This is a genomic window from Candidatus Ozemobacteraceae bacterium (assembly GCA_035373905.1).
GTDB lineage: Bacteria > Muiribacteriota > Ozemobacteria > Ozemobacterales > Ozemobacteraceae > MWAR01.
The window spans coordinates 55,513-79,577 of the sequence record DAOSOK010000004.1 but is presented as its reverse complement, the minus strand read 5'-3'; the positions used below and the strand labels follow the sequence as shown (position 1 = coordinate 79,577).

Below are 24,065 nucleotides of genomic sequence, written 5' to 3'. Positions count from 1 at the left end.
CATGACGGCTTGTCGTGACCGGCGCCGGAGCGGCATCACCATGATCGAGATCATGGTCGCGGTCGCCATCATCGCCCTCGCGCTCCTGCCGCTCCTGCGTTTGATAACCGGCAACTACACCGCCACGGCGCGAACCAGCAATCAGTCGCAGGCTGCCGCCATCCTCAATCGGCTGATCGAAGAGGTCAAGCACGTTCCCTTTGCGACGTATGTGAAGGAATGTCCCGACGTACTGCAGGAAAAGAAGTTCGCGATTCCCGAAAAGTATTATCCCGAGACGGTCGCCGCGCTCGACGAACAGAAGAAGACGGGCGACCGGGAGTTCTGGGTGGAGACCTCGATGACGGGCACGAAAAACGAGTCGAACCAGCTCGTCGAGATTTACTTCGAGGCCGAGATCCGATGGCGCGACAAGGGCGGAAAGACCGCCGTCAATCAGCCCGAACGCAGACTCAGAGCCACGGCCCTGGTGTTCAATCCCGAAACGAAGTTCCTGTGAAACCGGATCGACCGTTCCGGCCGAAGAATCGAGGTATGGCGATGAAAACTGGACGCAGACGGGGATTCACCATGACGGAAGTCATGGTGAGCATCGCCCTCTTCGCGCTCGTCCTCGGCGTCACGATGAATCTCTGGAGCCAGGCGCAGCGAAGCATGGCCATCACGAGCACGCGTCAGATCCTCCAGCACGACAGCCGCCTGATCGTCCAGATGCTGACGGCCGACTTGAAGGCCGTCAAGGCGAACACCTTCAAAACGACGGCCGATCCCCTCTCGATGGAGTTTGAACGGTTCGCCGTCGACGAGAAATCGAAGGGTGAGGAAAAGCTTTCGACGGACAAAACCCTCGCCGTGAAATACACATTCCTCAAGCCGCTTCTGAGGCGCGAGTTGAGCGGGAAGGGGCCGCGCACGCTCTCGGGTCACGTCGACGTCGTGACCGTCGCGAAGAAAACTCTTTCCCCCGAAGAGGCCGAAGCCAATCCCCAGCAGTCGGCGCGGGTGGACGTCGCCGTCACCCTCAAGATGCGGGTTCCCGGCTCGAAGAAGGAAATCCGGCATACCGAGCGCACGTCAGTGATCATGCGCGACGATTATTACCAGCTGGCGAACAAAAGCTATGCGAGCAATCTCCAGACGGCATCGGCGATCAAGGAGAAGATCGACGAAGCAGACAAGAGCACCTGGTTCGACAAGGAGCTGTCCGCCGACTCTCTCAAGAACCTGACGAAAGAGCAGCTCGACGACATGAGCAAGGTCCAGGAAGACACGATCACCCAGGCAAAAGACGATCTGAAGGAGCTCAACAAGCAGATCGAGGACATCGATACGGGCAAGAAGTGGTATGACTGGATCGTCGGCACCGACCCGGACGTCGCGTTCGCCACCGACATGAGAAACAAGCTTGCGGACATCAAATGTCCCGACGGCAATCTTCCCGAAAAAGGCGAGCGCCCCTCCGACAAGGCGGACAAGATTCTGAAGCAGGTAGATGCAAAAATCCAGGAGGACGAGAAGGAGTTTTTCAGGAAATCATTCGCATCGATATACAATGAGAAAGACGCGTCCCAGAAAGAGATGGCCGATGCCCAGAAGAAAGCCTACGAGATGAAGCTGGCCGACCGGCAGATCGAGAAGGCGATAGAGAAACTGAGCGAGGAAGACAAGAAAAACCCCGAAAAAATGAAGCAGTTCACCCGGCTCATCGATCAGTATCCGGCGACGACCGACGAGCTTCGGACCAACATGGCGAAGGAACTTCGCCTGAGCGAGAAAACCGGCACCGACAAGGCCGCCATCGAGGCGATGATCGAGAAGAAGTGCGCCGAGATGGAGAAGGTGAAGTCCGAATATGCGAAGTGCAACCTCGCCTGGATGAACGAAGGCACCAACGAAAAGAAGGTCAAGGCCTACGAAGCAAACAAGCAGGTCTTCAATTTCGGGAAAAGCAAGGCCGAGACCCTCCGCACGAAGGAAATGGCGATCGACAACCTGAACGTCATCGAAGAAGCGAAAGCCAACCTCGCCACCACGAAGTAAGCGGGCGATATGTTGCCGCCCACAACGACACCGCAGGACAGGGAGAACAATCCGCAAATTTCGCAGATGACGCAGATTTTTTGGTTATTGAGTCCTGCATATCAAAAACCAGCTTCGTGTCTCCGTTCGTGCTGAGCTTGCCGAAGCACGGACAGCCACTTGCCGATGATTCCTCATTTTGCCCTTCGACAGACTCAAGGCAAACGGGTGGCTTTCATTCTGCAGAAATCAATAGATTTCCCTGCCAATCCGCGCCATCTGCGTCATCTGCGGATCGTCTTCTCTAAGGATCAATGCGTGTGACACAGCCGTCGGGGTCGGCGGCAGTGACGGTCGCTGGGGTGATGACGTTGTGCAGGTCGGCTTCGGTGGCGGTGCGGCAGGGGACGTATTCGCGGCTGAGACCATGCCAGAAGCCGTTTTCCCGGGTTTCCCACAGGACATCGACGGAGCGGCCGACGAAGCGGCCGTGAAACGAGGCGGCCGAAGATTTCCAGAGGCGTTCGACGGCTTTCGCGCGGGTCTGTTTGACCGCGTTCGGCACCTGGCCGGGCATCGTCGCGGCGGGCGTACCGTCGCGCGTAGAATAGCGAAAGATATGTATCCGCGAAAAACTCTGGCGTTCGACGAAGGCGAGCGTCGCGGCGAACCGCTCGTCCGTCTCGCCGGGAAAACCGACGATCAGGTCGGTACTGATGCCGATGTCCGGCATGCGAGCGCGCAACCTCCCCACGAGAGCGGCGAAGGTCGCCGTGTCGTAGGGGCGGCGCATCGCGCGTAGCGTCTCGTCGCACCCCGACTGAAGGGGAAGATGCAGATGCGCGCAGGCTTTCGGATCGGTCGCGAGCCACTCGACGAGGTCGCTCTCGACCTCGACCGGCTCGATCGAGCTCAGCCGGATTCGGTCGAGACCGGCAATGGCCGACAGTTCACGCAGCAGGGCGACGAGACCATGCGCGTACCGGCCGACGTGGATGCCGGTCACGACGATCTCGCGACGGCCCGTCGCGACGATCCGACGCGCCTCGTCGACGAGTTCGGCTCGCCCGCGGGAGGTCTCGGGGCCGCGCAGGTGGGGAACGATACAGTAGGCGCAGAACTGCGAGCAGCCGTCCTGGATTTTCAGAAACGCCCTGGTCCGTTCGCTGCCGATCAACTCTTCGGGAACGTGGGCCTCGTCGCCGGCATCGGGAATATCGGGACGGAGAAGGTCGAGATGTTCGAGCAGCTCGCGAACGGCGGGCGGCGTCGCGTACGGAAGCGCCCCGTCGATCTCCACGGCAGGCTCATCCCCCTCCTCCGGTGCGCGCTTTTCGGCGAGCCGCGCCTCGCATCCGGCCAGAACGAGCTTCACGCTGGGCCAGCGCCGACGTATGGCCCGTAACGCCTGGCGTACCTTCTGGGAAGCCCTGCCGGTGACGGCGCAACCGTTCAGGATATAGAGATCGGGCGTTTCGCCTTCGCCCGCCTGCCGCAGGCCACAGCCGCTCAGATACTCCGCGATGCGGATGCCGTCATACTGACTGACCTTGCACCCCAGCGATTTGAGTAAAAATGTATATTTCATACTACACCATAAAAGGCGTATCTTTTTGCCTATCCCGGTGCGCCATCCGGGCGGGTTTCAAATCCGCCGGTCACTCGGCCGATATGGATGTTTTCAATGAGAAAGCAACCGCGCAAGCGCGACGACGGGGGCCGTGTCGGTCTTGAACAGGCGTTTTCCGAGCCAGACGGCGCGCCAGCCTGCCTCGAGGAAGGCCTTCACCTCGTTCGGATCGAACCCGCCCTCGGGACCGGAAGCGAGCCAGAGAGCCGGTCGTTCGGCGCGGGGCAGCTCGTGAAGCGAGACGGCCATCGGAATCTCGTGAAGCAGCACCGGCAGCACGCGTTCGTCCGGTTTGGGCAGATGCTTGAACGGCAGAGGCTCCGTGACGTCCGGAATTCTGCAACCGCCGCACTGGAGCATGGCGGTGACGGCGATCTTGCGCCATCGCTCGATCTTCGCAGGCCCGGGAACCGGCGCGACGACGCGCGAGCTCAGCAGCGGCACGATACGCCGCACGCCCATTTCCACGGCTTTCTCGATCAGCCACTCGAATCGGTCTCCCTTGGAGACGGCGCAGAAGATCGTCGTCTCGAACGCGGGTTCGCGGCCGGGGTCGCTCCATTCCTGAAGCCGGTATGCCCCCTTTTCCCCGAGAACCGCGACGGCTTCACGGCCGGAGCCGTCGGTGAGGGTGAACGCCTCGTCGGGGCGCAGCCTGAGGACACGTTCGAGATAATGCCGGTTTTCGTCGCTCAGCACCCCGTCCGCCGCAGGTTCGAGGACCCGCGCGTGGGGAACGAGCACCTGGTCACTCATGACTCGACGGGAATCCTCGCCGCATCACCCCACAGGTCGTCGAGGGCGTAGAAACGGCGCGCATCGGGCTGGAACAGGTGGACGACAAAGTCCCCGCCGTCGATCAGGACCCAGGAGGCCTGGGAATCGCCCTCGACGCGGGCGCCCTTCACGCCGGGCACCTTGAGCAGCCTGGCGACCGCGTCGGCCATGGCCTGCACGTGGGGCGTGTTGTTGCCGGTGCCGAGGACGAAGTAGTCGGCGTATGAAACCAGTCCTTCGACATCGAGCAGGACCGGGTCGACGACCTTCTTGTCGGAAAGCGCCTTCAGTACGTTCCGGAGAAGTTCGGGAAGGTGATGGGACGAAGCTTTGCGAGGCGTGCTGAGGCGCTCTTCGCTGCGGGACTTCGGAGCGACTTTCCGGCGCGGGGGCTTGATGGCGGCCACACCTTTCGCAACGGCAGCGCTTCGTGTGCGTTTGACGGGCCCTGTCGAACCGGCCGTTGAAGCGGCTTTTTTCGAAGCGGCAGGCTTTTTCGCGACCGCCGGGTTCTTCGTTCCGGCCGTTTTGGCCGTTGTCTTCGCCGTGCCCGTCTTCCTGGTGTTTTTTTTCGTGGTTTCCGTCATGGTGTCCTTCGCCTTTTGAATGTCAGGAGACGCTTGCACAGCCTCCGTGAAAAGAAAACGGTTCCGCCCGGAGGCTGGCCGGCCGCCAGTCCGACGCGGAACCGCGCGTGATCGTCAAGCGTTGCTGCCGATTCCCCTGAAGACCGAGTAGACGTACCGGCCGAACATGTATTTCTTCTCGGTCACGAACTGGTAGCCGCGTTCGAGGGCCTTGAGGTTCGTGTCGATCAGCTCTTTCTTGGCCTTCGGCGTGATCTTGGGGAGGTTCTCGGCCATCGTCTCGTAGGAGATGAGCTTGCTGAACTTCGCGTAGGCGCCCGCCATCACGAGGTTGGCGACGCGCGGGTTGCCCAACTCTTCGGCGATCTCGCTGGCCGGCACTTCGACCAGGCGAATGTCGTCGCGGAACTCCTGCCGCTCAATCAGCGACGAGTTGTACATCAGCATGCCGCCGGCCTTGATGCGAAGGTTGAACTTCGACACCGACGGGCGGTTCATCGCGATGACCGTGTCGGGCACCGTGACGAGCGGGGAAGCGATCGCGTGCTCCGAGAGGATCACCGTGCAGTTCGCGGTGCCGCCGCGCATTTCGGGGCCGTACGAGGGCAGCCAGGAAACGTGTTTGCCGTTGCGCATGCCGACCTCGGCGAGAACTTTCCCCAGAAACAGAATGCCCTGGCCGCCAAACCCGGCCAGGATGATCCGTTCAACCTCTGCAGACATGCATGAGCCTCCTCGGAGATATGGTCATTCCCCGTGATTTTACATCACATTCCATGGAAATTCCACAAGTACGCTCATGATTTCTCCATTCGCGCCCCGCCCGCCGTCCGTTCGAACCGCCATCGGGCCGTCGCGAGGGCGTCGAGGAAGCGGGTGTCGTGGCTGACGAGGATCAGAGCGCCGGGAAAGTCGCGCAGGGCACGCTCCAGCAACTCGATGGCGGGAAGATCGAGATGGTTGGTCGGCTCGTCCATGACGATCAGGTGGGGCCGCCGGGCGATGCCGAGCGCGAGCAGGATCTTCCGGATCTCGCCGGGACTGGGCAGGTCGCCGCGCAGGAGGCGCTCGGGCCGGGTGCCGAGGCAGCTCACGAAGGCCAGGACGCGGCCGAGTTCGTCCGCGCTCAGGCTTCGCACTTCGCGGATCAGCCGCTCGCCCTCGTCTACCGGGATTTCCTGGGGAAGATACACCACCCGCTCCGGCGGCAGAATCAGCCGGCCGAGCAAATGCCTGACGAAGCTGCTCTTGCCCGTGCCGTTCGGCCCGCTGAGACCGATCCTGTCTGAAGGCCCGACGACGAGGCCCGGAAACGCGAGGGTTTCCGTCGGCCCGAGGGGAAGAACGCCTTGGCCGAGGCGCAGCAGCACATCCCGGTGCGATCGCTCGCCGTCGATGTGATAGGCGAGATCGTATTCTTTCTTGAAGCCGATCGAATCGAGCTTCTCTTCCGTCCTCACGACCCTGTTGCGGAGCTGCCGGGCGAAATTGCCGGCGATCGCGTCCTTGCCGGTCAGACGCGCCAGATCGAGCTTTCCCCGGCCGTCCGAGTCATTGCGGTGCAGGTGGCGCTTCGACAGGCGATGGACCGACCTTGCCGCCTCCGCCTGCCTTCGGGCCGCTTCCCGCCGGAGTTTCGAGAGTTCGTCCTTTGCGGCGCTCCGCTGGCGCCGCTGATGCTCTTCGCCAAGCGCCTTCTGTTCGGCCGCATCGGAGTAGTTGCCGGGAATCACAAGCACGCCCGGAGGCTCGATGAATACAATATTCACACATATATCATCGAGGAGCCGCCGATCATGGCTGACGAGAATGCCGATGCCCCTGAAGGATGCGAGCGCCTCGCGGACCATCGTCCCGCTCTCCCCGTCCAGGTGGTTCGTCGGTTCATCGACGAGCAGTATCTCAGGCTCTTCCCACAGAGCGACGGCGATCTGCGCCCGCTTCCGTTCTCCGTGGCTCAGCGTCTCCCACCGATCCCACCAGTTCGGCCGGATACCGAGCACGCCCTTGAGCAGCGCCGCATCGGCATCAACCGCGGCACTGAACGTCTCCCAGCCGTCGGGGCGGAAGTCCGTCCGCTGCCTGCAGAACGCCGCCCTGCCCTTCCGCAAAACGTGGCCCGCGTCCGGCTCCAACTCGCCGGCTGCAAGCCTCAGCAGCGTCGTCTTCCCCGAACCGTTCGTGCCCACGAGGCCCGTCCAGCCCGCGTCGAACTGGAGGCTGACATTCTCGAACAGCGGCTCACCCGCGTCCGAATGTGTGAAACACACATCAACGAATCTGATCATTGACCCCTCATCTTCCTGGCAGGCCGAGCGGTCCGTATCGCTGTCAGGACATCAGGGGAACTTCCATCGAATTCCAGCTGATGTGAAGGGGCAAGAACGAAGGTGGGGCTTCACTTCGAGCGTCTCACCCACGACGGAACGCGCCAACGAGCCTGAAAAAAGCCCGCTTCCAATCGTTTTCAGCGCTTCCGTCTCAGTTCTTCAACCCCAGCCCCTCCTCCGAAACCGGCACATTCGCCAGTGATCGTCTCGAGTATACCCATCTGGTGCGAAGAGAGCAACAGGCGCATCGTTCCGTCAGGGCCATCCCCACCGCGCCGTGGAAATCACGGGCGGTGGGGCCGGCATGTCACTGATGCGTGTATTCGTAGCCTTTCGTGAAGGCGGTCTTGTTGAGGTCGAGCAGGTCTTTCTTCTTCGCGGGGGTCAGGTGTTCGATCTGCTTCAGGGCCTGCTCGAGGGTCATGACGGGGCAGGCGCGCAGGAAGGCGCCGGCCATGACGACGTTGGCGACGCGCTCGCTGCCGAGATCGCCGGCGATTTTGCTGGCGGGCACGGGGATGACCGTCACGTCGTCGCGGTATGTCTCGGCGGGGATCAGGCTCGAGTTGTAGATCATGACGCCGCCCTTCTTGACCTTCGGCAGGAACTTCGTGACGGAGGGACGGTTCATGGCGATCAGCATGTCGGGCTCGTTCACGATCGGAGACGCGATCGGCTCCTCGGAGATGACGACCGAGCAGTTGGCGGTGCCGCCGCGCATCTCGGGGCCGTAGGAGGGCAGCCACGAGACGTTCTTCCCGGCCGCCATGCCGACCTCGGCGACGACCTTGCCCAGAAACAGCACGCCCTGGCCGCCGAACCCGGCCATGATGACCTCTTCCTTTCCCTGCATGGCTTTCATATATTCTCCTGTTAATATTTTATATTCTATATTTGCCGGAGAGCGGTCGCATCGCGATGCGCCCCTGCGAACAACGCGGGATGCACCGCGGAATGGCGTGCGGTTTTCCGGCCTGATGAGAACGGGCGACCCTTGCGGGTCGCCCATGTCTCTCGATGACGGGATGCGATGCCGTGAGGCATGCGCGGCCGGCCGCGGAACTCAGGCCTCGATCTTGTGCTTGTCCTTGAAGGTGCCCAGCGGGAAGACCGGAATCATGTTCTCGGCCAGCCACTTGTGCGCCTCGACGGGCGGCTTGCCCCAGTTGGTGGGGCAGATGCACAGCACTTCGACGAACGAGAAGCCCTTGCCGTCCTTCTGGAGCTGGAAGGCGTTCTTGATCGCCTTTTTCGCCTTCATCAGGTTGGCCGGGGTGTTGATCGTCACCCGCGTTACATAGGCCGGCGCGTCGAGAACGGCGATCATCTCGGACATCTTGATCGGATTGCCGGAGAGGGACGCATCGCGGCCGTACGGCGAGGTGGCAGTCTTCATGCCGATCAGGGTGGTCGGGGCCATCTGGCCGCCGGTCATTCCATAGATGGCATTATTGATAAACACGACCGAGATGTTCTCGCCGCGGTTGGCGGCGTGAATGATCTCGGCGGTGCCGATCGCGGCAAGGTCGCCGTCGCCCTGGTAGGTGAAGACGATCGAGTCGGGCCGGCAGCGCTTGATGCCGGTTGCGACGGCCGGGGCCCGGCCGTGCGCGGCGGAGATGAAATCGAGGTTGAAGTATTCGTAGGCGAACACCGAGCAACCGACCGGCGCGACGCCGATCGTGCGTTCGGCCAGGCCGAGTTCGTCGACGGATTCGGCCACGAGACGATGGACGACGCCGTGGTCGCAGCCGGGACAGTAATGGGTCGGATTCGCGCTCAGGCTCTGCGGCCGCGAGAAAACTTTCTGCATATGCTTCGCTCCTTCTCTTGCGCGGCGCCGTCAGTCGGGGCGCACGATCTTGTCGACTTCGGTGAGAATCTCGAAGTCTGACGGGATGGTTCCGCCGGTTCGGCCGAAGAAGTAGACGGGCTTCTTTCCGTCGACCGCCAGTTTGACGTCCTCGACCATCTGGCCGCACGACATCTCGACGACGAGGAACTGCTTCGTCTTCTTCGCGAGTTCGGCCACGCGGCCGCTCGGGAAGGGCCACAGCGACTTGGGTCGCAGCAGGCCTGCCTTGATGCCCCGCTTGCGGCACTTCTCGACGACGGTTTTGAGGATGCGGCTGATGATGCCGTAGCCGACGAGGATGATGTCGGCGTCTTCACACTCGTGCTCTTCGACCGACAGATCTTTCCAGGAGCCTTTCTCGAACTCGTCGCGGATGTACTGATATTTCTGGTACAAGTGCCAGTTGTGTTCCTCGAGGTTCTCGACGCTCATGAAGATCGTCGTGACGAGGTTGCGTTCCTTCTTGTCGGCGCCGCGGTAGCCGAGCGCCCATTTTTTGCTGTTGATGTCGTAATCGGTCGGCTCCGGCAGCACGACCGGCTCCATCATCTGGCCGAGAACGCCGTCGCTGAGGATCATGACGGGGTTCTTGAAGATGTCGGCGGCCTCGAACGCCTTGACGGTCATGTCGGCCATTTCCTGGACCGAGTTGGGCGACAGGACGATCAGGTGGTAATCGCCGTGGCCGCCGCCCTTGGTGGCCTGGAAGTAGTCGGACTGGGCCGGCGAGATGTTGCCGAGGCCCGGGCCGCCGCGCATCACGTTGACGATGACGCAGGGAAGCTCGGCCGCGGCGATGTAGGAAATCCCTTCCTGCTTCAGGCTGATGCCGGGGCTGCTGCTGCTCGTCATGACGCGGGCGCCGGCGCTGGCGCCGCCGTAGACCATGTTGATGGCCGCGATTTCGCTCTCGGCCTGAAGGAACACGCCTTCGACCTCGGGAAGCCGCTTCGCGAGATACTCGGGAAGCTCGCTCTGCGGGGTGATGGGGTATCCGAAATAGTGTCGGCAACCGGCCAGGACGGCGGCCTCGGCGAGCGCCTCGTTGCCTTTCATCAGGATCTTTTCAGCCATTGTTCTCTCCGTTTCTGGATGATTCAGGCTTTGAAAACTTCGATAGCCACGTCGGGACAGCTTCGGCCGCACAGCGCGCACGAAGTGCACTTCTCTTCGTTCAGCATTTTCGTCGGGTGGTATCCCTTCGCAGACAGGTTGTCGGAAACGCCGAGCACCTTCTGCGGACAGCGGGCGATGCAGATCCCGCAACCCTTGCACAGGTCTTCATTGATTACCCATTTGGGCATGTTGCTACCTCCTGTTCCTTTCCTATGATCCAGGGTGTTTCCCAGTAACGGTCCAGCACGAGGAGCGGCTGTCCGTCATACTCTACCAGATTCGTGGGTGCTTCGTCGGACGGCTGCGCCGCCGTGTGCGGCAACTGTCTGAGGAGCGCCGGCGCCGCGACGGAAAACGCGATCGGCAGGTTCATGCCCGATGCGAAATTCCGGACCTTCTCGAGACCTGCGGCGAAGAGGTCGGGGGTTGTCTCATTGATCAGATGCGGGTTTGCGACGATATGCGTCACCTGCAGGGCCGAGAGTTCGGTGAGAATCTCGAAGCTGCGGCGCATCGTGTCGAGGTTCGTGAAACCGGGCCTGAAGGGGTTGATGACGAAATACGTCCGCGCCTTTCTCGCCGCCGCCTGCTGGGCGAGCCGGCCGAGGACGCGCAGTCCGAGTTCCCCCCCGCCCACGTCGCACACGACGGCCGTGTCGGGGCTCTGGAGAACGCCGAACGCCGCGCCGGGAATCGCCGGCATGTCGTTCGCGGTCACCTGCGCGTCAGGCGCGATCAGCTTGACGCCCTCGCGGGTCAGGGCGTCGCGCAGGTGCCGGACGCGGAAGAAGGGGTTGACGATGTCGAGATCGAGCAGATAGGAACGGCCGGAACCGAGCCTGCGCGCCCGCCGGATGGCGAGGTTCAGCGCGAGCTCGGTCTTTCCGGCTCCCAGTCCGCCGATAAGGAAAATGACGGCGGCATCGTCGATCGGCATCGTCATGTCCGAATGCCGTCAGCGGCCGATGTTGCTCAGCAGCTCCTGGAACTTGTCGAACTGCGGCACGTCGACGCGCTCGATCATTTCGTGCATCACGAGTTCCATCGTCGTCACGATGGCGCCGGCGCGGCGCATCTTCTCGAGCGACACTTTCCAGTCGACCTTGCGGCGCGAGCTGGACGCGTCGAGCACGACGTGAACGCGGAAGCCGCGGGTCAGCGCATCGAGCACGGTCTGGCAGACCGACACGTGGGTCTCCATGCCGACCACGACGAGGGTATTGGTGTTCATCGCCTCGAGTCGCAGGGTCAGATCTTCGCTGCCGAAGGCGCTGTAGCGGCTGCGTTTGATCGGCTCGAGACGCGGAATCAGCTTCTTGATCTCTTCGATCGTTCCGCCGAACGTCTGGGGAGCCAGTTCGGTGAGGAGGATGGGCAGGCCGATCATGCCGGCGTAGGAAACGAGGGTCTTGATATTGTTGATCATCGGTTCCTTGCGGTAGATGGGCTTGATGCACTTCTTCTGTACATCGGTGATGAGAAGGACGGCGCCTTCGCGGGTAAGAATGTCGGGGTGTCTCATGGGTGACGGTCTCCTCGCCGATTAGATGGTCAGAGAGTAATCTTTACCGAAATTGTTGTCCCACAGCAGGTCCTGGCCGTCGGGGCGGTGCCGCACGAGCTGGAAGCAAAAGCGGACCTCGGCGCCCTTCGGGGCCCAGATCAGGCCGTGAAACCTTCGCGGAACGGGCAGACGGCGCATCACGAGGGTGCGGCCATTCTGATACAGACGGTCTTTGGCGCGATAGGGCGCGCTGCTGACGGAAAATTCGCTTCCCCACTCGATGCCGTCTACCTCGAGTTCGGTGTCCTGCGCGTATGCCCAGTCGCCGACGCTCCAGTGGAGACGAACGTTGACGAGCTCGCCTCCGTAATCGATATACTCGATCTCGCGCGGCTGGATCAACTGGGCGAACATGCTGCTGACGCGCTCCTCACCGTTCGCATAGTAGGTCTGAAAAAAATAGTGGAAAAGATATTGTTCGTGCCCTTCGAGATGCGTCGGCAGTCTCACGATCCAGGTGCGGCGGAGGGGGGACGTGCCCCATTCCGGCATCATGACGAACGTCTGGGTGCGGCTCCAGTCGGCGGGAAGATTGACCGGCCCGAGCGTCATGTTGAAAGTGACCTTCTCGATCCCGTCTTCCTGGTCGACCCATTCCTTGCGGATGTAGGTGTACCCTTCGAAGGGGCGGGTCACCGGCACCTCGACGGCGACGCCGTTTTCACCGGCATCGAGGTCAGGGGAAATTTCCTGGCCGCGATTGTGTTTCGTTGTCACACCCATCTCGACTCTCTCCTTGTGGCAAACGCGGAAAGTATATCACAAATCCCCGACCGCAACCGATCTTTTTGGCCTTTGCATGATACAACGAACCGCTGTGCCGCAAAACCGAAGAGTTCGAAAGAATTTCCTTCCCACGAATACATCGCGGGATGTCCCCGGGATAAACGTCTGTGGCCGTTTCCCTGGGGGGCGTTCTGAATCTTCGGGGTTCAGCGTTTGAGGGTGTTTTTGGCGGCGGTGATGTCGCGAACCATGGCTTCGGCGTCTTTCGCGAGTTTTTCGCCGGGCGGGGCGAGGCGCAGAACGCGGTTGAACGACTCGATCGCCCGGTCAAATGCGTCGTATTGCCCCCCGAGTCCCTTGTCCGTGAGGGCGAGGCCGAGGTGGTAGTGGTAATTCGGTTCGTTCGGGTTGCGGCTGATGGCGGTATTGAACCTCTCGATCGCGGCATCGACCTGGCCCTTCTTGTACAGTTCGTAGCCTTCGGCGTGAAGGGCGTCAGCAGGGTTCGAGGCGGAGGCGACGGTTCCGGCGGGAGCGCTTCCTGCGGCGGCGGCGATCGCGGCGGACGCGGCGGCGGCCTGTTCGGCGGCGGCGATGCGGGCGGCTTCGCGGGCCTCCTCCTCGCGCCTGAGGGCTTCGCGGCGGGCTTCCTCCTCGCGTCTCCGTTTGTCGATCTCATTCCAGACGACCTGGAGCCGGTCGCCGTAGGGCGTCTCGTTGTCACGCAGGGGCTCGAGGAGTTTGAACGCTTCTTCGACCGCCCCGTTGTAGAACTGGATCATGCCGTAATAGAAAACGGCCTCGGTGTCGCTGGCATTCGCGCGGAGTTTCGGCTCGTAGAACGCGATTCCCTCGGTGAGCAAGCCCTTGTCATCCTGTTCGACGAGGGTTTTGTCCTTCCCGACGATCTCAAAATAGACGTCGAGCGCCTTCGCCAGTCCCTCGACCGTCCGCGCCTCGAACACGGGGGCGAGCGGTCCCTCCTCCTTCGCGAACGCGTCGATACCGGCAGGAGCGTTCGCCGGGGCCGTTCCGAGCGAGGGTTCGATCGCAATTTCCACGTCCTCGAACGCGGCCATCGTCGAGGACTGGACGCCGGCGGCCCGGACCTTCCGCTCGGGCACGACGAGGCCGTATGGCCGCAGGTTCGTTCCCGAACCGAGCAGGGTCAGCGCCTCGTGCATCACCAGGTCGGTTTCCTTTTTCGAGACCCGAGGCTTGTCGGCACCGAACAGTTTCTCGAGCGCGATCACGCGGGCGTGCGTCGGCATGATCCGTTTCGCCTGCTGGAGCATCTGCCGGGCCTTGAACATGTTCTTCTGGTCGGCATAGATCTGGGCCAGCCAGATCGACGCCTCGAAATTCGCCGGATCGAGGAGGAGCACGTTCTCGAACTCGAGCGCGGCACCCGCCAGGTCGCGTTTCTGGTAGCAAACCTGCCCCTTGGTCAGGAACTCGCGGACGTCATCCTCTTCCTGGGCGCATGCGCCCCCGGCGCACACCGAAGCCGCGCAGAGCGCCGCCAGGAAAGCCCTGCGCCAAGCGGGAAAGGGGACGAACCGCATCAGAAGGATACCTCGCTGCCGAGAATCGCCAGCCGGATCTGCACGCGGGCGCCGGTCGGGAAGACGTGAAGCTGATCGTCGGTGTAGTTGATGCCGCCCGCGGCGATCATCTCGAGATACCCGTCGTCGTCGAGATCGGCAAAGGTCAGCGGGGCGATGGATTTCCCGATGTATTTCGGATACCCGCGGAGCGGGGTCCCGTCACGACCCAGCGCCATCACGTATCCCGCCTGTTTGCCCACGCCTTCGGGGTTCCAGGCCGTGAACACCACGTCGAGCCGGCCGTCGCCGTCGACGTCGATCACCTGCGGCGTGTGATAGATCGAATGTCTGGTCTTGAATGGCCACCCGGGAAGCGGTTTGCCGTCGCGATCACACACCATCACCACCCCGTCCGCCTGGCCGATGACGAACTCGTCGCGGCCGTCCCCGTTCAGGTCCGCGAGGCGGGGAGCCGAGTGGGACGCGTCGGAAAGGCCGAACTGCGTCCGGAGGCTGCCGTCCCTGTTCCATATCAGAAACTTTTTTTCCGGAGTCGTCGTGAAGATCTCCTTGATGCCGTCGCCGTTGATGTCGCCCGCACCGACCTCGAAGGGCCAGGTCAGGTTCGGGACCGTCGACTGGGGCCAGCCGCTCTCCGCGGAACCGCGCATGTTCAGGACCGTGACCTTCCCGTTGTCGTCCTTCGCGACCAGCTCCTTGGTGCCGTCGCCGTTGATGTCGGCGGCGACGACGCGCGACGAGACGGAGGTCGACATCGGGACCTCCCAGATCAGCCGCCCGTCCTTGTCGATCCGGCTCACGGTGCCCGCTTTCGATCCGATAAAGACGGACATGTTCCCCGTCCCGTCGACGTCGGCGACCTCGGGGGACGAGAGGCGGATCGTGCCGCGGGTGTTGACTTCCCATTTCTGCACGCCCCGGCGGTCCATGCAGTAGACCTTTCCGTTCAGCGAGCTGACGATGATCTCGGAGCTCCCGTCGTTGTCGAGGTCGGCGACCGACACATCGGAAAGGATCGGGGCTCCCGTCTGTTTCGGCCAGTTCGGCGGCCTGATGATCTCCTTGCCGCTCGACGAGTAGATATGCACCTTGCCGTCCGTGGCGCCGAAGATCAGGTCCTGCTTTCCGTCCCCGTCCATGTCCTCGATGACCCGCGGCTGGCCGTAGATGTCGCCGGAAACCTTGGCGGAAAACCCGCTGAACCGGGGCCCGTCGTCCGCCGCCCCCGCTCCCGCGACGGAAGCGAGTAGGAAGCCTCCGAGAAACGCGGCACGGGCAGCGCCCCGAAACGCATTTTTATATGTAGCCATATATTTTCCTCCCGCGACTTCGCCCGTCAGTATCGGGCATACTGCCTGATGATCTTGACGAGCGTCTCGACCCGCGCCTGTGCGCCTTCCGGCACTTCGCCGACGACGACGATCTTCCAGATGTCGTAGGTCCCAATGGCCGTCTGGCGCTGGTAATACGGCACCTGCGTCATGACCTTGCTGCTTCCCGGCGCCGTGTAGGGCTGGACCGATTCGACCCGGTACGAACCGTCCCCGAACTCGACGTTGTATTCCTTGTCGGTGCGGTCCCGGCTGAATTTGCCGGGGTATGCGAGGTTGCGGTTGCCCAGGCGATACTGGTTGACGATGTTGATCATCACCTTCTCGACGCCCGCCTGGGCGAGGCATCTCGCGCGAATGCGGCCGGCCTCCTGGACGATGCCGCTCGTCGAGAGTCGCGAGACGGCCCAGTAGGAAATGCCGAAAATGCCCAGGATGAGCAGCAGGATGAACGAGTAGAACGCGATGAATCCTCGCTTCGAGACGCGTCTGGCGATCATGAGCCGTCCCTCGCTTTCACGCATACGAGATCGGTGTCGAGGCGGACGGCGAAGACGAGGTCCTCGGTGAGCTTCGGGTTCATGTCATCCGCGATCGTCATCGAAACGGAAATCTCGTTGATGTCGGCCGTGTTGCGCACGAAATGCAGGTTCGAAACCTTGTCGGAGATCACGACGCGGGAGCGGGTCCCGTTCTGGTCCGTCGTCTCGCGCATGAGGGCCCCCTGCTCGAGGAACAGCCGCACCTGCGTCCGCTCGCCGGGCTTGCGATAGGTCGTATGCTGGAAGATCAGCTCCTCGCCTCCGTTTTCCGGCTGTTTGTCGGTGTCGACGACTTCGATGACGTTGGGAAACAGGTCGCCGATGCGCTCCCCCTTGAACCAGAGATTCCCTTGGGTGTCGGTGAGGACGACGGGATTGATGCGCTTGATGTCGGTGAATACCTGCTTCATGGCGAGCTGAATCTTCTGGTTGAACTCCATGCGTTCCTGGCCCCATTTCCAGGTGGCGAGGTTGCTTCGGAAGACGGCCACGAGCACGAGACCGATCAGCGATACGATAACGGCGGATATTGCAAGTTCGACGAGCGTAAAACCGCTTGCCGGGCGCGCCATCACCGAGATGCGTTTCACTCGTTCCTCGCGGTTCATCAGAATTTCGCGGACGTCTTCAGGTCGAAGCAGTTCGTGTTCGCACGGTACGTCACGAGCCTGGTCGACCGCGCGGTCTTGTTTTCGATCCAGCGAATGATGACGCTGACCTGGACCAGGTTCGTCTCCTTCTCGCCGGTGCCGATGACGGTGTGGCCGGGAGCCTCCTCGATGATCAGCGTCCCGGACGCGCTGTATTTCTTCGCGAAGAAGGCGGGCAGCGTGAACTGCGGATGATCGGGATCGGGAAAATCCAGGGTGAGCGGGACGTTGCCCCAGAGAAACGCGTCGCTCTTCGCGCGGTCGAGAACGTTCTGGGCCGCGATGGTGGCCGACAGCAGCAACCCGCCCTTCTCGACGGTGCGGGAACCGGTCAGAAACAGCGACAGCACCGGCACGACGCCGGCACCGATGATGAGCATCGCCAGGAGCACTTCGATGATCGAGAAACCGTGTCGCCGTTCGAACGCCTGTTTCATGCCATTTTGCCCTTTTCGCCGCACGGGTCCATCATCGGCCCGCTCCCCGGCGCTTCCGATCCTCCACGTCCGGGGAAACGTAATCGGCCTCGTGCTTGTGGAAATTCTCGAGGTACTCGATGCCGGCCTTCGCATTGTCGGCGGCCGGCGTGCCGGGATACTTCTCGACGATTTCCTTGAACAGTTCGAGAGCCCGGGCATTCGACTTGTTCCGGAAGCAGATCTCGGCGAGACAGTAGGCGGCAACGCTCGCATCCTGCGGATCGGAGCTTTCGGTGAGGAGTTGTTCGAAAATGCGGGAAGCTTCGCCGTATTCCTGCTTTTCGAGGAGTTCGATGCCTTTGTCGTAGCGGCGCTCGAACTCGCGCCTGACGGCGGGAGTCATGGGCGCCTTCTGGGCCTCGCCGCGGCCCGGCAGGAGCGCGCCGCCCGATGAGATGGCGCCGTTTCCGGCACCTGCCGGCGAGACCGTATCGGAAGCCCGGCCGGTGACGGCGACGGAATCCGGCGATTTCTTCCCGGGATCATTCTGGCCGGGGTTCTGGGGTTTGCGGCCGCACCCGGGCGCAAGCAGCAGGGCGGCGGCAAAGAAAACGGCGAACCGCCTCGAAAGGGGCTTCATCGTTCCGTTTTCTCGCATCGCCCGCACCGCTTCCCGTCAGCAGAGATGATTCGAGATCGCCTTCGCGATCCCGTCGACGAGGTGGCGAATCTCGCGTTCGTCAGGCCCCTCGGCCATCACGCGCACGAGGTTCTCGGTGCCGGACGGGCGGACCAGCACGCGACCACGGCCGGCGAGTTTCTTTTCGGAAAGGCGGATTTCCTCCTGGATCTGGGGGACCGCATCGAAGTTCTTGTTCTTGACCCGGATGTTCACGAGCACCTGGGGCAGCTTCATCATCACCTCGCTGAGTTCCTTCAGCGAAGCGCCGGTGTCGCGGATGATCTTGAGAATGAAGCAGGCCGTCAGCAGGCCGTCTCCGGTGGTGGCGTAGTCGGAAAGGATGATGTGACCCGACTGTTCGCCGCCGACGATCGTCTGGGTGCGCTTCATCTCCTCGAGAACGAACCTGTCCCCGACCTTCGTCTTGAGCACCTTGATGTCGAGGCCCTTCATGGCGAGGTCGAGGCCGAGATTGCTCATGACGGTCGTGACGAGCGAGTTGCCCGGCAGCTTGTCCTGCTGCTTGAGGTATTTTGCTGTAATGGCCAATATATAATCGCCGTCAATGATGTCGCCCTGGCTCGTCACGGCGATGACCCGGTCGGCGTCGCCGTCGAACGCGAAGCCGACGTCGAAATGCTCGCGCCCCATCATCTCGACGAGATGCTGAACGTGGGTGGATCCGCAGTTCGCGTTGATGTTGCGCCCGTCGGGCGAGTTGCCGATGGCGTCGACGCTGAACCCGAGATCGGTGAAGAACTTCACGGCCCAGGGGGCCAGGGCGCCGTTCGCCAGGTCCAGGCCGACCTTGAGGCGTTTCGCCCCGTGAGAGTCGCCGAGGATCTTCGCGAGATGGGCCAGCCAGAACTGCACCGAGGCCGTATCAGCCGTCACGCGGCCAAGGTTTTCCCCGGTCGGAAGGATGAACGAAGCGGTGCCGGTCACGTCCTTCTCGATGGCGTCTTCTGTAGCATCCGATATTTTATATCCGTCGGCGGCGAAGATCTTGATGCCGTTGTCCTGGAAGGGGTTGTGCGAAGCGCTGATGACGATCCCTCCGAGGCCCTGCATTTCGCGCGTGATGAAGGCGACGGCGGGGGTCGGAACCACGCCGAGCAGTCGGGCTTCGGCGCCCATCGAGGCGATGCCGGCCGCCACGGCGTGCTCGAGCATGTCGCCGGACAGGCGGGTGTCCTTGCCGACGAAGATCGGCCGATCGTGTTTCTTGTGGTTGAGGAGCAGGTGGCGGGTGCCGGCCTGGGCGATCCGGAACGCCATGTCGGCCGTCAGGGGATACTGGTTGGCCACACCTCGAACACCATCGGTACCGAACAGTCGTGCCATGGAAAAACCTCCGGGGACGTGATGAATGAAATGAGTATATCACACCTTCCGATTGAATTTTCCCGATCGGGGGGGTATAATGTTGAGGTCCGAGGGAAACCCTGTTGCGTTCGCCCCGATGTCCGAAACCGGGTCGGGGGTGGGGCGGGTTTTCCCTTTTTGTGTTACACGCAAAAGAAGCAACCGCACGATCACGGCATCCGGCGAAGGCCGGCATCGAGAAAGGATCAGGATCCGAACATGCTCCGCTGGCTGCTGCAAACCTCCCACGACACGGCCGTCGGCCTGCTGTCCCGCCTGATCGACTGGTTGAGCTTCAACAACGAGATCGAGTCGCTGGTCGATGCCGTCAACCACAAGCTCGACGAGCCTCCGACCCGACTGAACGTCCGGCACCTCTCCCACCCCGGCGGATTCGTCCGCGACTTCGGCAAACGGCGTCTCAGCATCGCGGGCGCCTATATCAAGATCGCGCGCGACCTTTCCCCGAACTCCGCCGAGGAGCGGCTTGCGGCCCTCTCAATGCTGGTCGACCAGTCCCTGCACGCGAAGACGATCAACATGCCGCTGAACACGGCGCGCATCCAGATCGACCTGATGAAAGAGGTCGTCAAGTCCCGCAGCAACCGCCGACGCCAGATGGAAGCCATGGCCGACTTCGGTCTGGTCTCGTTCGGACAGGAAGCGGTCGTCCGCCGGTTCCTCAACAAGCTCCACCTGGTCGAGGTGCCCGAAGAGGAGAAACCGCTCCGCGAGCTCGACATGGGCTGGGACGACCACGTTCACGACTTCCTGTCGGAAGGCCGCAAAACTCCGACGCAGGTGCTGCTGGATGCTTTTGTGAAGGGCATCTCACGCCTCACCATCGTGTATTCGAACCTCGACGAGCGGCGCATGATCCACGAGGCGATCACCGCCGGGAACCTGCTCGGCATCAAGGTCAACATCGGCATCGAGTTCAGCGTCGGACACAGCGGCGCACGTCGGCACTACATGTATGTGCCTCCCGAGACCGCGGACAGCAAGGAGTTCTTCGCGTTCTTCGACGAACGTCGGATGATTTTCACGCCGTTTCTAAGCGGCCTCCGCACGAACGCGGCGAGCCGCCACAAGACGATGGTCGCGGCCGTCGAGCGATTCAACACGCTCCAGCGGCCCCGGCTCAATTCCGGCTGGGAGCCCGACAGCCCCTGCTGGTTCCCCCCCCTCACCCTCGAGGAACTGGACCGTATCGTCGCCTGCGGCCAGATTTCCCGGGTTCATATCGGCGAACTCCTGTTCCAGAAGTTTCGCGACATCCTTCAGCGCCGCGTCCTCCAGCTGAAGGCACAGGTCTTGGCCGCCGAAGACCGGCTCGCGCGGGGCATCTACAGTGAGTGGGAGTTCAAGAACATCTCGTCGCAATACGAGGCCGTCCGCGAGCAGTATGAGACGATGACGCCCGAAAGCCTGCGCGCCGCTTACATGGAGGGCCGGGACGTCGTCGATTACGACAGCGAGTTCGCCGAAGAAGAGCCGATTCTCGACACGCTGATCGGCCAAGGCGGCCGGATCGTGATGATTCACCCCCTCGAAATCGGCCTCAAGGACTCGATGCAGCACCTGCTCAAGCATATCGCCCGCATCTCGCACATCGAGACCCTGAACCTGCGCGACAGTTCGTCGCGCAACCCGAACGACCTGATCATCTTCAACAAGTTCGTCTACCTGCTCAACAACGGCACCGATGACGACATCGTGAACTTCCTCGAGCAGCACGGCATCACGGGCGGAACCCGCGAGCAGGTCAGAAAAGCCCGGGAACTCATCGCACGCCGGCCGCTGGTTCCCGTCTGCGGCAGCGATTCGACCGGCCGCGACCCGACGATCCCGGGCATGGGCTTCATCAAGGTCGGCAACATTCCCGAGTCGGTGCGCCCCGAATTCCTCGAATCGCATTATAAGGTGCCCCGGCCGATCGCCGACCTCGTCATCCACGGCGGAAAGAAGAACGACAGCCCCGATGCGCCGATTGGAAGCGCGTCGGATGTCGTCTGCATGGGAAAGATCGGGAAGCCCTTCCGGAATCTGGTCGGAGACGAGGAAGCGCTCGCCCTCGTCCCGCCCGGAGAGTTCTGGGCGTATGTGAACCCCGGCCTCAAGAGCCTCTGGCGCATCACCATCGGATTCATCGTGGCGTTCTCGTTCATGAATTACCAGTTCGGCCAGCTGGCCGGGGTGATGTTTGCGACGATCTGGTTCCTGATCACCGGCACCCGGAACATGCTGGTCGACCTGCTCGCAAGCTCCGGGATCCTCATCCGGAACTGGAGCCTCCGCAACGTCAACTTCGATAATATATCTCAGTCCTTATTCTGGACCGGCTTCAGCGTCCCGATCCTGGGCATCGTGAAAATCGCGTTCGACGAAAACTGGCCGCTCGAGAAGTCGGGCTTCTTGTTCGAGGGCGCCAAGTTCTTCTTCCTCTGCATGGCGAACGGAATCTACATCAGCACCCATAACCGGTTGCGCAACTTCGACCGCCGGGTCATCCGGGCGAACTTCTTCCGCACGGTGCTCGCCTGGCCGTTCGCGACGACCTTCGCGCCGATCGGCAACCTGATCGGCATTCCGAGCATCGTTCAGGCGAAACTCTGGTCCGACGTCGTGGGCGGCTTCATCGAGGGCTTCGGGAAATACAGCCAGCGCATCGTCATCCGCAAGCGCGACCTCAGCGAGCTGCTCCCGCGCCTGAGCTCGCACGATCGCGACGTGCGGCTCACCGCGATGCTCGACATCCTGTATATCTGGGCACGCCAGCCGCGGGGTCCGACCTGTCTCGCCCAGCTCTTCAACCAGCCGTTGTCTCTCCTCGAGCGGCTCAAACTGCGTCGTCCAAGTCTTTCGTCAGAGGAGCGGCAGAAGAAGGCCGAGGAGTTCAGGCATCATTTCGACCGTCTGCTCGAGCTGTTCAGCGACCCCGGCTGCCTCAACCTGCTGTCTGAGTTCGCCCTCAAGAACTACCAGGACCGCGAGGCGATCCTCCTGACCGAACTGATCGGTTCCCAGACCGAGAAGTTCCTCGCCTGGCTCCGGCATTTCCGGAAGCACCACGCCTGAACCGCCCGATCGCAAGAACCTAGAAGGAGTGGTTGAGCGCCCATTCCCAGCGGCGGTATCGGCGGTCGCCGCCGGCGGCTGCCTCGATACGCCTCCAATCCAGGTGGCTCGCGACGATGTCCACGCGGGGAGCCAGCTTGTATTTCATCGTCAGCAGGATTCCCTGCATGTTGTTCCGCTTTTCGTAGGCGACGAAGTTTCCGGGCACCGCATCGGCGCCGGCCTGGAAATACTGCGAAATGACCTGGAAGCGTCCCGCGCGTTTCATCCTGCCGAGCAGCAGCGTCGCGTTCCAGGCGTCCCCGCCCCGATGGAGGGGTCCGGGACCATCAGCCAGAAAGTTTCTCGCCCAGTCGAACGTCACCCGCACCTGAGAAGGCCACTCGGCGGCGACGTATCCGTTCACGATCCGATATCCGGGGGCCGTCGTCCGGGCCCAGCCTGCCGTGTCGATGCCGTACTGGAACCGGTCGATCCGCCACTCGAGCTGCGTCCGGCCGGCCTTCGGCTGTCCCATGGCGCCCATGACATACAGCCGGTCGCCCCTGAACCGGAGATCCCGGTGGATTTCGAAGGCGCCGCCGTGCCAGACGGCCTTCCTGCCGAGCCCGCGCGCCGGATGCTCGAGCCAGAAGCCGTCCCAGTAGATGTCGTTGTCCCACAGTAGCTCGCTCTTGAATTTCAGAAACGGCACCTGCGTCCGGCCGATCCTCACGGCCGTGCCATCCGGCAGCGACCATCGGCCATACAGATTCACGAACTGGAAGTCCCGGACGGTCAGGATGCGGGTTCCTTCGCGGGAAAGCGTCTTCAGTGACGACGCGAGATGACTGTTGTCGAGCGTGGAGAGCGACACATGCCACTCCCGGTCTCCGTCGGTCCGGAAGAGGTTCAACTGAGCCTTGGAGGCGAAACTGTGTTTTTCCTTGCCGGCCCCGGCGTTCGGTTCGGTCATGGTCTTCACCATGAACCGGTGGGAAAGGTCGCCGCTCATGAGCACCAGCCCCTCCCCCGGTTTCGCTTCCGCAACGCATCCCAGCAGAGCGAAGCCCGCAAGAAACCAATATATATTTATATATATAATATATTTTCCAAAGGAGGTGGCGGTCATAGATGTCATCCTTTGAGTGGCGTTGTATCCGATCGGCCGGCGCACGATCAACCGGCAGAAAAGCTCCATTCAATCACTACTATATGCTATCTCGTGCAATCTTGACAACTTTTTTCCTTCACGACCGAAAACGACGATGCCGGGTTTTCCGTTTTCGCGGAAAACCCGGCATCTGATCGAGCGAAGCCGGAACGGCTGCGCCGGAAGGAGTTTACTGGGCGCCTGTCGCCGCGGCCCCGGCCGTGATGGCTGCTTTGGCGAGATCCGAGTTGAGAATCTGGAGGCCGAACACCATGCCGAAGATGCCGACGGTTTCGATGATGCCGAGGGCGATGATCAGCAGACCGAAGCCCTTGCCGCCGTTCTCGACCATCGCGCGAATGCCGGCGGCGCCGATGAGGCCCTGATACCAGGCGGAGAAGAGTTCGATGATGCCGGTTCCGAGGGCGACGCCGAGGCACAACAGGGCGTTTTCCGGGTTGCCGGCGACTTTGATCATGGTCAGCATGACGATCATCGCATACAGCGTCTGGCTGATGGGCGCCGCAACCATGATGATGTACTGGAACGACAGGTTCTTGCCCGCTTTTCCTTCGCTTGCCCAGGCGCCGGCCGCCGCCGTGCCGGCAGAGACGATGCCGAGACAGCTTCCGATGCCGCCAAGGCCGAGAACGAGACCACACGCAAACTTGCCAAGCAGTTCAATCATGGTTTC

At 62.1% G+C, this 24,065-nt stretch carries 24 protein-coding genes; 3 read left to right on the top strand and 21 right to left on the bottom strand.

The window, feature by feature from the left end; translation table 11 throughout:
• The first annotated feature begins 1 nt into the window (after nt 1).
• Both PLU72_02810 and PLU72_02805 read left to right on the top strand, forming a co-directional pair.
• Nucleotides 2–499 (top strand): prepilin-type N-terminal cleavage/methylation domain-containing protein, encoded by a 498-nt coding sequence (locus tag PLU72_02810; GenBank protein ID HOT27092.1) that lies wholly within the window; start codon nt 2–4, stop codon nt 497–499.
• A 41-nt stretch (nt 500–540) separates the two neighbouring features.
• Nucleotides 541–2,040 (top strand): prepilin-type N-terminal cleavage/methylation domain-containing protein, encoded by a 1,500-nt coding sequence (locus PLU72_02805; GenBank protein ID HOT27091.1) that lies wholly within the window; start codon nt 541–543, stop codon nt 2,038–2,040.
• A gap of 283 nt (nt 2,041–2,323) precedes the next feature.
• Here PLU72_02805 and PLU72_02800 read toward each other — a convergent pair whose 3' ends face one another.
• The 19 genes from PLU72_02800 to glmM form a co-directional block, all read right to left on the bottom strand.
• Nucleotides 2,324–3,607 carry a MiaB/RimO family radical SAM methylthiotransferase gene (locus PLU72_02800; GenBank protein ID HOT27090.1) on the bottom strand — a complete coding sequence of 428 codons (1,284 nt, stop codon included), beginning with the start codon at nt 3,605–3,607 and terminating at the stop codon, nt 2,324–2,326.
• A 93-nt stretch (nt 3,608–3,700) separates the two neighbouring features.
• Nucleotides 3,701–4,405: a 16S rRNA (uracil(1498)-N(3))-methyltransferase gene (locus tag PLU72_02795; GenBank protein HOT27089.1), complete on the bottom strand. Its 705-nt coding sequence runs from the start codon at nt 4,403–4,405 to the stop codon at nt 3,701–3,703.
• On the bottom strand, nt 4,402–5,013 hold the full coding sequence (rsfS, locus tag PLU72_02790; GenBank protein HOT27088.1) for a ribosome silencing factor: 612 nt from the start codon (nt 5,011–5,013) through the stop codon (nt 4,402–4,404). The genes PLU72_02795 and rsfS overlap by 4 nt, the downstream gene beginning before the upstream one ends.
• Nucleotides 5,014–5,127: 114 nt before the next feature.
• Complete coding sequence (locus PLU72_02785; protein ID HOT27087.1) at nt 5,128–5,736, bottom strand: 2-oxoacid:acceptor oxidoreductase family protein; 609 nt, start codon at nt 5,734–5,736, stop codon at nt 5,128–5,130.
• A gap of 74 nt (nt 5,737–5,810) precedes the next feature.
• The gene (locus PLU72_02780; GenBank protein HOT27086.1) at nt 5,811–7,301 is read right to left on the bottom strand and encodes an ATP-binding cassette domain-containing protein; all 1,491 of its coding nucleotides are present in this window, start codon (nt 7,299–7,301) and stop codon (nt 5,811–5,813) included.
• Nucleotides 7,302–7,650: 349 nt separating this feature from the next.
• A complete protein-coding gene (locus PLU72_02775; GenBank protein HOT27085.1) occupies nt 7,651–8,205 on the bottom strand; it encodes a 2-oxoacid:acceptor oxidoreductase family protein in 555 nt (184 codons plus the stop codon).
• Between the two features lie 201 nt (nt 8,206–8,406).
• Nucleotides 8,407–9,156, bottom strand: coding sequence for a thiamine pyrophosphate-dependent enzyme (locus PLU72_02770; protein ID HOT27084.1), 750 nt, complete (start codon nt 9,154–9,156; stop codon nt 8,407–8,409).
• 30 nt (nt 9,157–9,186) lie between these two features.
• Nucleotides 9,187–10,272, bottom strand: coding sequence for a 3-methyl-2-oxobutanoate dehydrogenase subunit VorB (locus PLU72_02765; GenBank protein ID HOT27083.1), 1,086 nt, complete (start codon nt 10,270–10,272; stop codon nt 9,187–9,189).
• Nucleotides 10,273–10,295: 23 nt separating this feature from the next.
• The gene (locus tag PLU72_02760; protein HOT27082.1) at nt 10,296–10,502 is read right to left on the bottom strand and encodes a 4Fe-4S binding protein; all 207 of its coding nucleotides are present in this window, start codon (nt 10,500–10,502) and stop codon (nt 10,296–10,298) included.
• Nucleotides 10,487–11,251, bottom strand: a complete 765-nt coding sequence (locus PLU72_02755; GenBank protein ID HOT27081.1) for a hypothetical protein — start codon at nt 11,249–11,251, stop codon at nt 10,487–10,489. Before PLU72_02755 ends, PLU72_02760 begins: the two co-directional genes overlap by 16 nt.
• Nucleotides 11,252–11,269: 18 nt before the next feature.
• Nucleotides 11,270–11,836 carry an isochorismatase family protein gene (locus PLU72_02750; protein HOT27080.1) on the bottom strand — a complete coding sequence of 189 codons (567 nt, stop codon included), beginning with the start codon at nt 11,834–11,836 and terminating at the stop codon, nt 11,270–11,272.
• Nucleotides 11,837–11,857: 21 nt separating this feature from the next.
• Complete coding sequence (locus PLU72_02745) at nt 11,858–12,601, bottom strand: hypothetical protein (protein ID HOT27079.1); 744 nt, start codon at nt 12,599–12,601, stop codon at nt 11,858–11,860.
• 209 nt (nt 12,602–12,810) lie between these two features.
• Nucleotides 12,811–14,169 carry a tetratricopeptide repeat protein gene (locus tag PLU72_02740; GenBank protein ID HOT27078.1) on the bottom strand — a complete coding sequence of 453 codons (1,359 nt, stop codon included), beginning with the start codon at nt 14,167–14,169 and terminating at the stop codon, nt 12,811–12,813.
• The gene (locus PLU72_02735; protein ID HOT27077.1) at nt 14,169–15,482 is read right to left on the bottom strand and encodes an FG-GAP-like repeat-containing protein; all 1,314 of its coding nucleotides are present in this window, start codon (nt 15,480–15,482) and stop codon (nt 14,169–14,171) included. Before PLU72_02735 ends, PLU72_02740 begins: the two co-directional genes overlap by 1 nt.
• A 26-nt stretch (nt 15,483–15,508) precedes the next feature.
• Nucleotides 15,509–16,003, bottom strand: coding sequence for a hypothetical protein (locus PLU72_02730; protein HOT27076.1), 495 nt, complete (start codon nt 16,001–16,003; stop codon nt 15,509–15,511).
• On the bottom strand, nt 16,000–16,635 hold the full coding sequence (locus tag PLU72_02725) for a type II secretion system protein (protein ID HOT27075.1): 636 nt from the start codon (nt 16,633–16,635) through the stop codon (nt 16,000–16,002). Before PLU72_02725 ends, PLU72_02730 begins: the two co-directional genes overlap by 4 nt.
• A 17-nt stretch (nt 16,636–16,652) precedes the next feature.
• Entirely contained in the window at nt 16,653–17,132 is a 480-nt protein-coding gene (locus PLU72_02720) for a prepilin-type N-terminal cleavage/methylation domain-containing protein (protein HOT27074.1), read from the bottom strand.
• Between the two features lie 31 nt (nt 17,133–17,163).
• Entirely contained in the window at nt 17,164–17,772 is a 609-nt protein-coding gene (locus tag PLU72_02715) for a tetratricopeptide repeat protein (protein ID HOT27073.1), read from the bottom strand.
• Between the two features lie 18 nt (nt 17,773–17,790).
• Nucleotides 17,791–19,140: a phosphoglucosamine mutase gene (gene glmM, locus PLU72_02710; GenBank protein ID HOT27072.1), complete on the bottom strand. Its 1,350-nt coding sequence runs from the start codon at nt 19,138–19,140 to the stop codon at nt 17,791–17,793.
• 240 nt (nt 19,141–19,380) lie between these two features.
• Between glmM and PLU72_02705 the strand changes: the two genes are divergently transcribed.
• Nucleotides 19,381–22,239, top strand: coding sequence for a hypothetical protein (locus tag PLU72_02705; protein ID HOT27071.1), 2,859 nt, complete (start codon nt 19,381–19,383; stop codon nt 22,237–22,239).
• Between the two features lie 19 nt (nt 22,240–22,258).
• Here PLU72_02705 and PLU72_02700 read toward each other — a convergent pair whose 3' ends face one another.
• Both PLU72_02700 and PLU72_02695 read right to left on the bottom strand, forming a co-directional pair.
• The gene (locus PLU72_02700; protein ID HOT27070.1) at nt 22,259–23,350 is read right to left on the bottom strand and encodes a hypothetical protein; all 1,092 of its coding nucleotides are present in this window, start codon (nt 23,348–23,350) and stop codon (nt 22,259–22,261) included.
• 211 nt (nt 23,351–23,561) lie between these two features.
• Entirely contained in the window at nt 23,562–24,059 is a 498-nt protein-coding gene (locus PLU72_02695; protein HOT27069.1) for a V-type ATP synthase subunit K, read from the bottom strand.
• Between the last annotated feature and the right edge of the window lie 6 nt (nt 24,060–24,065).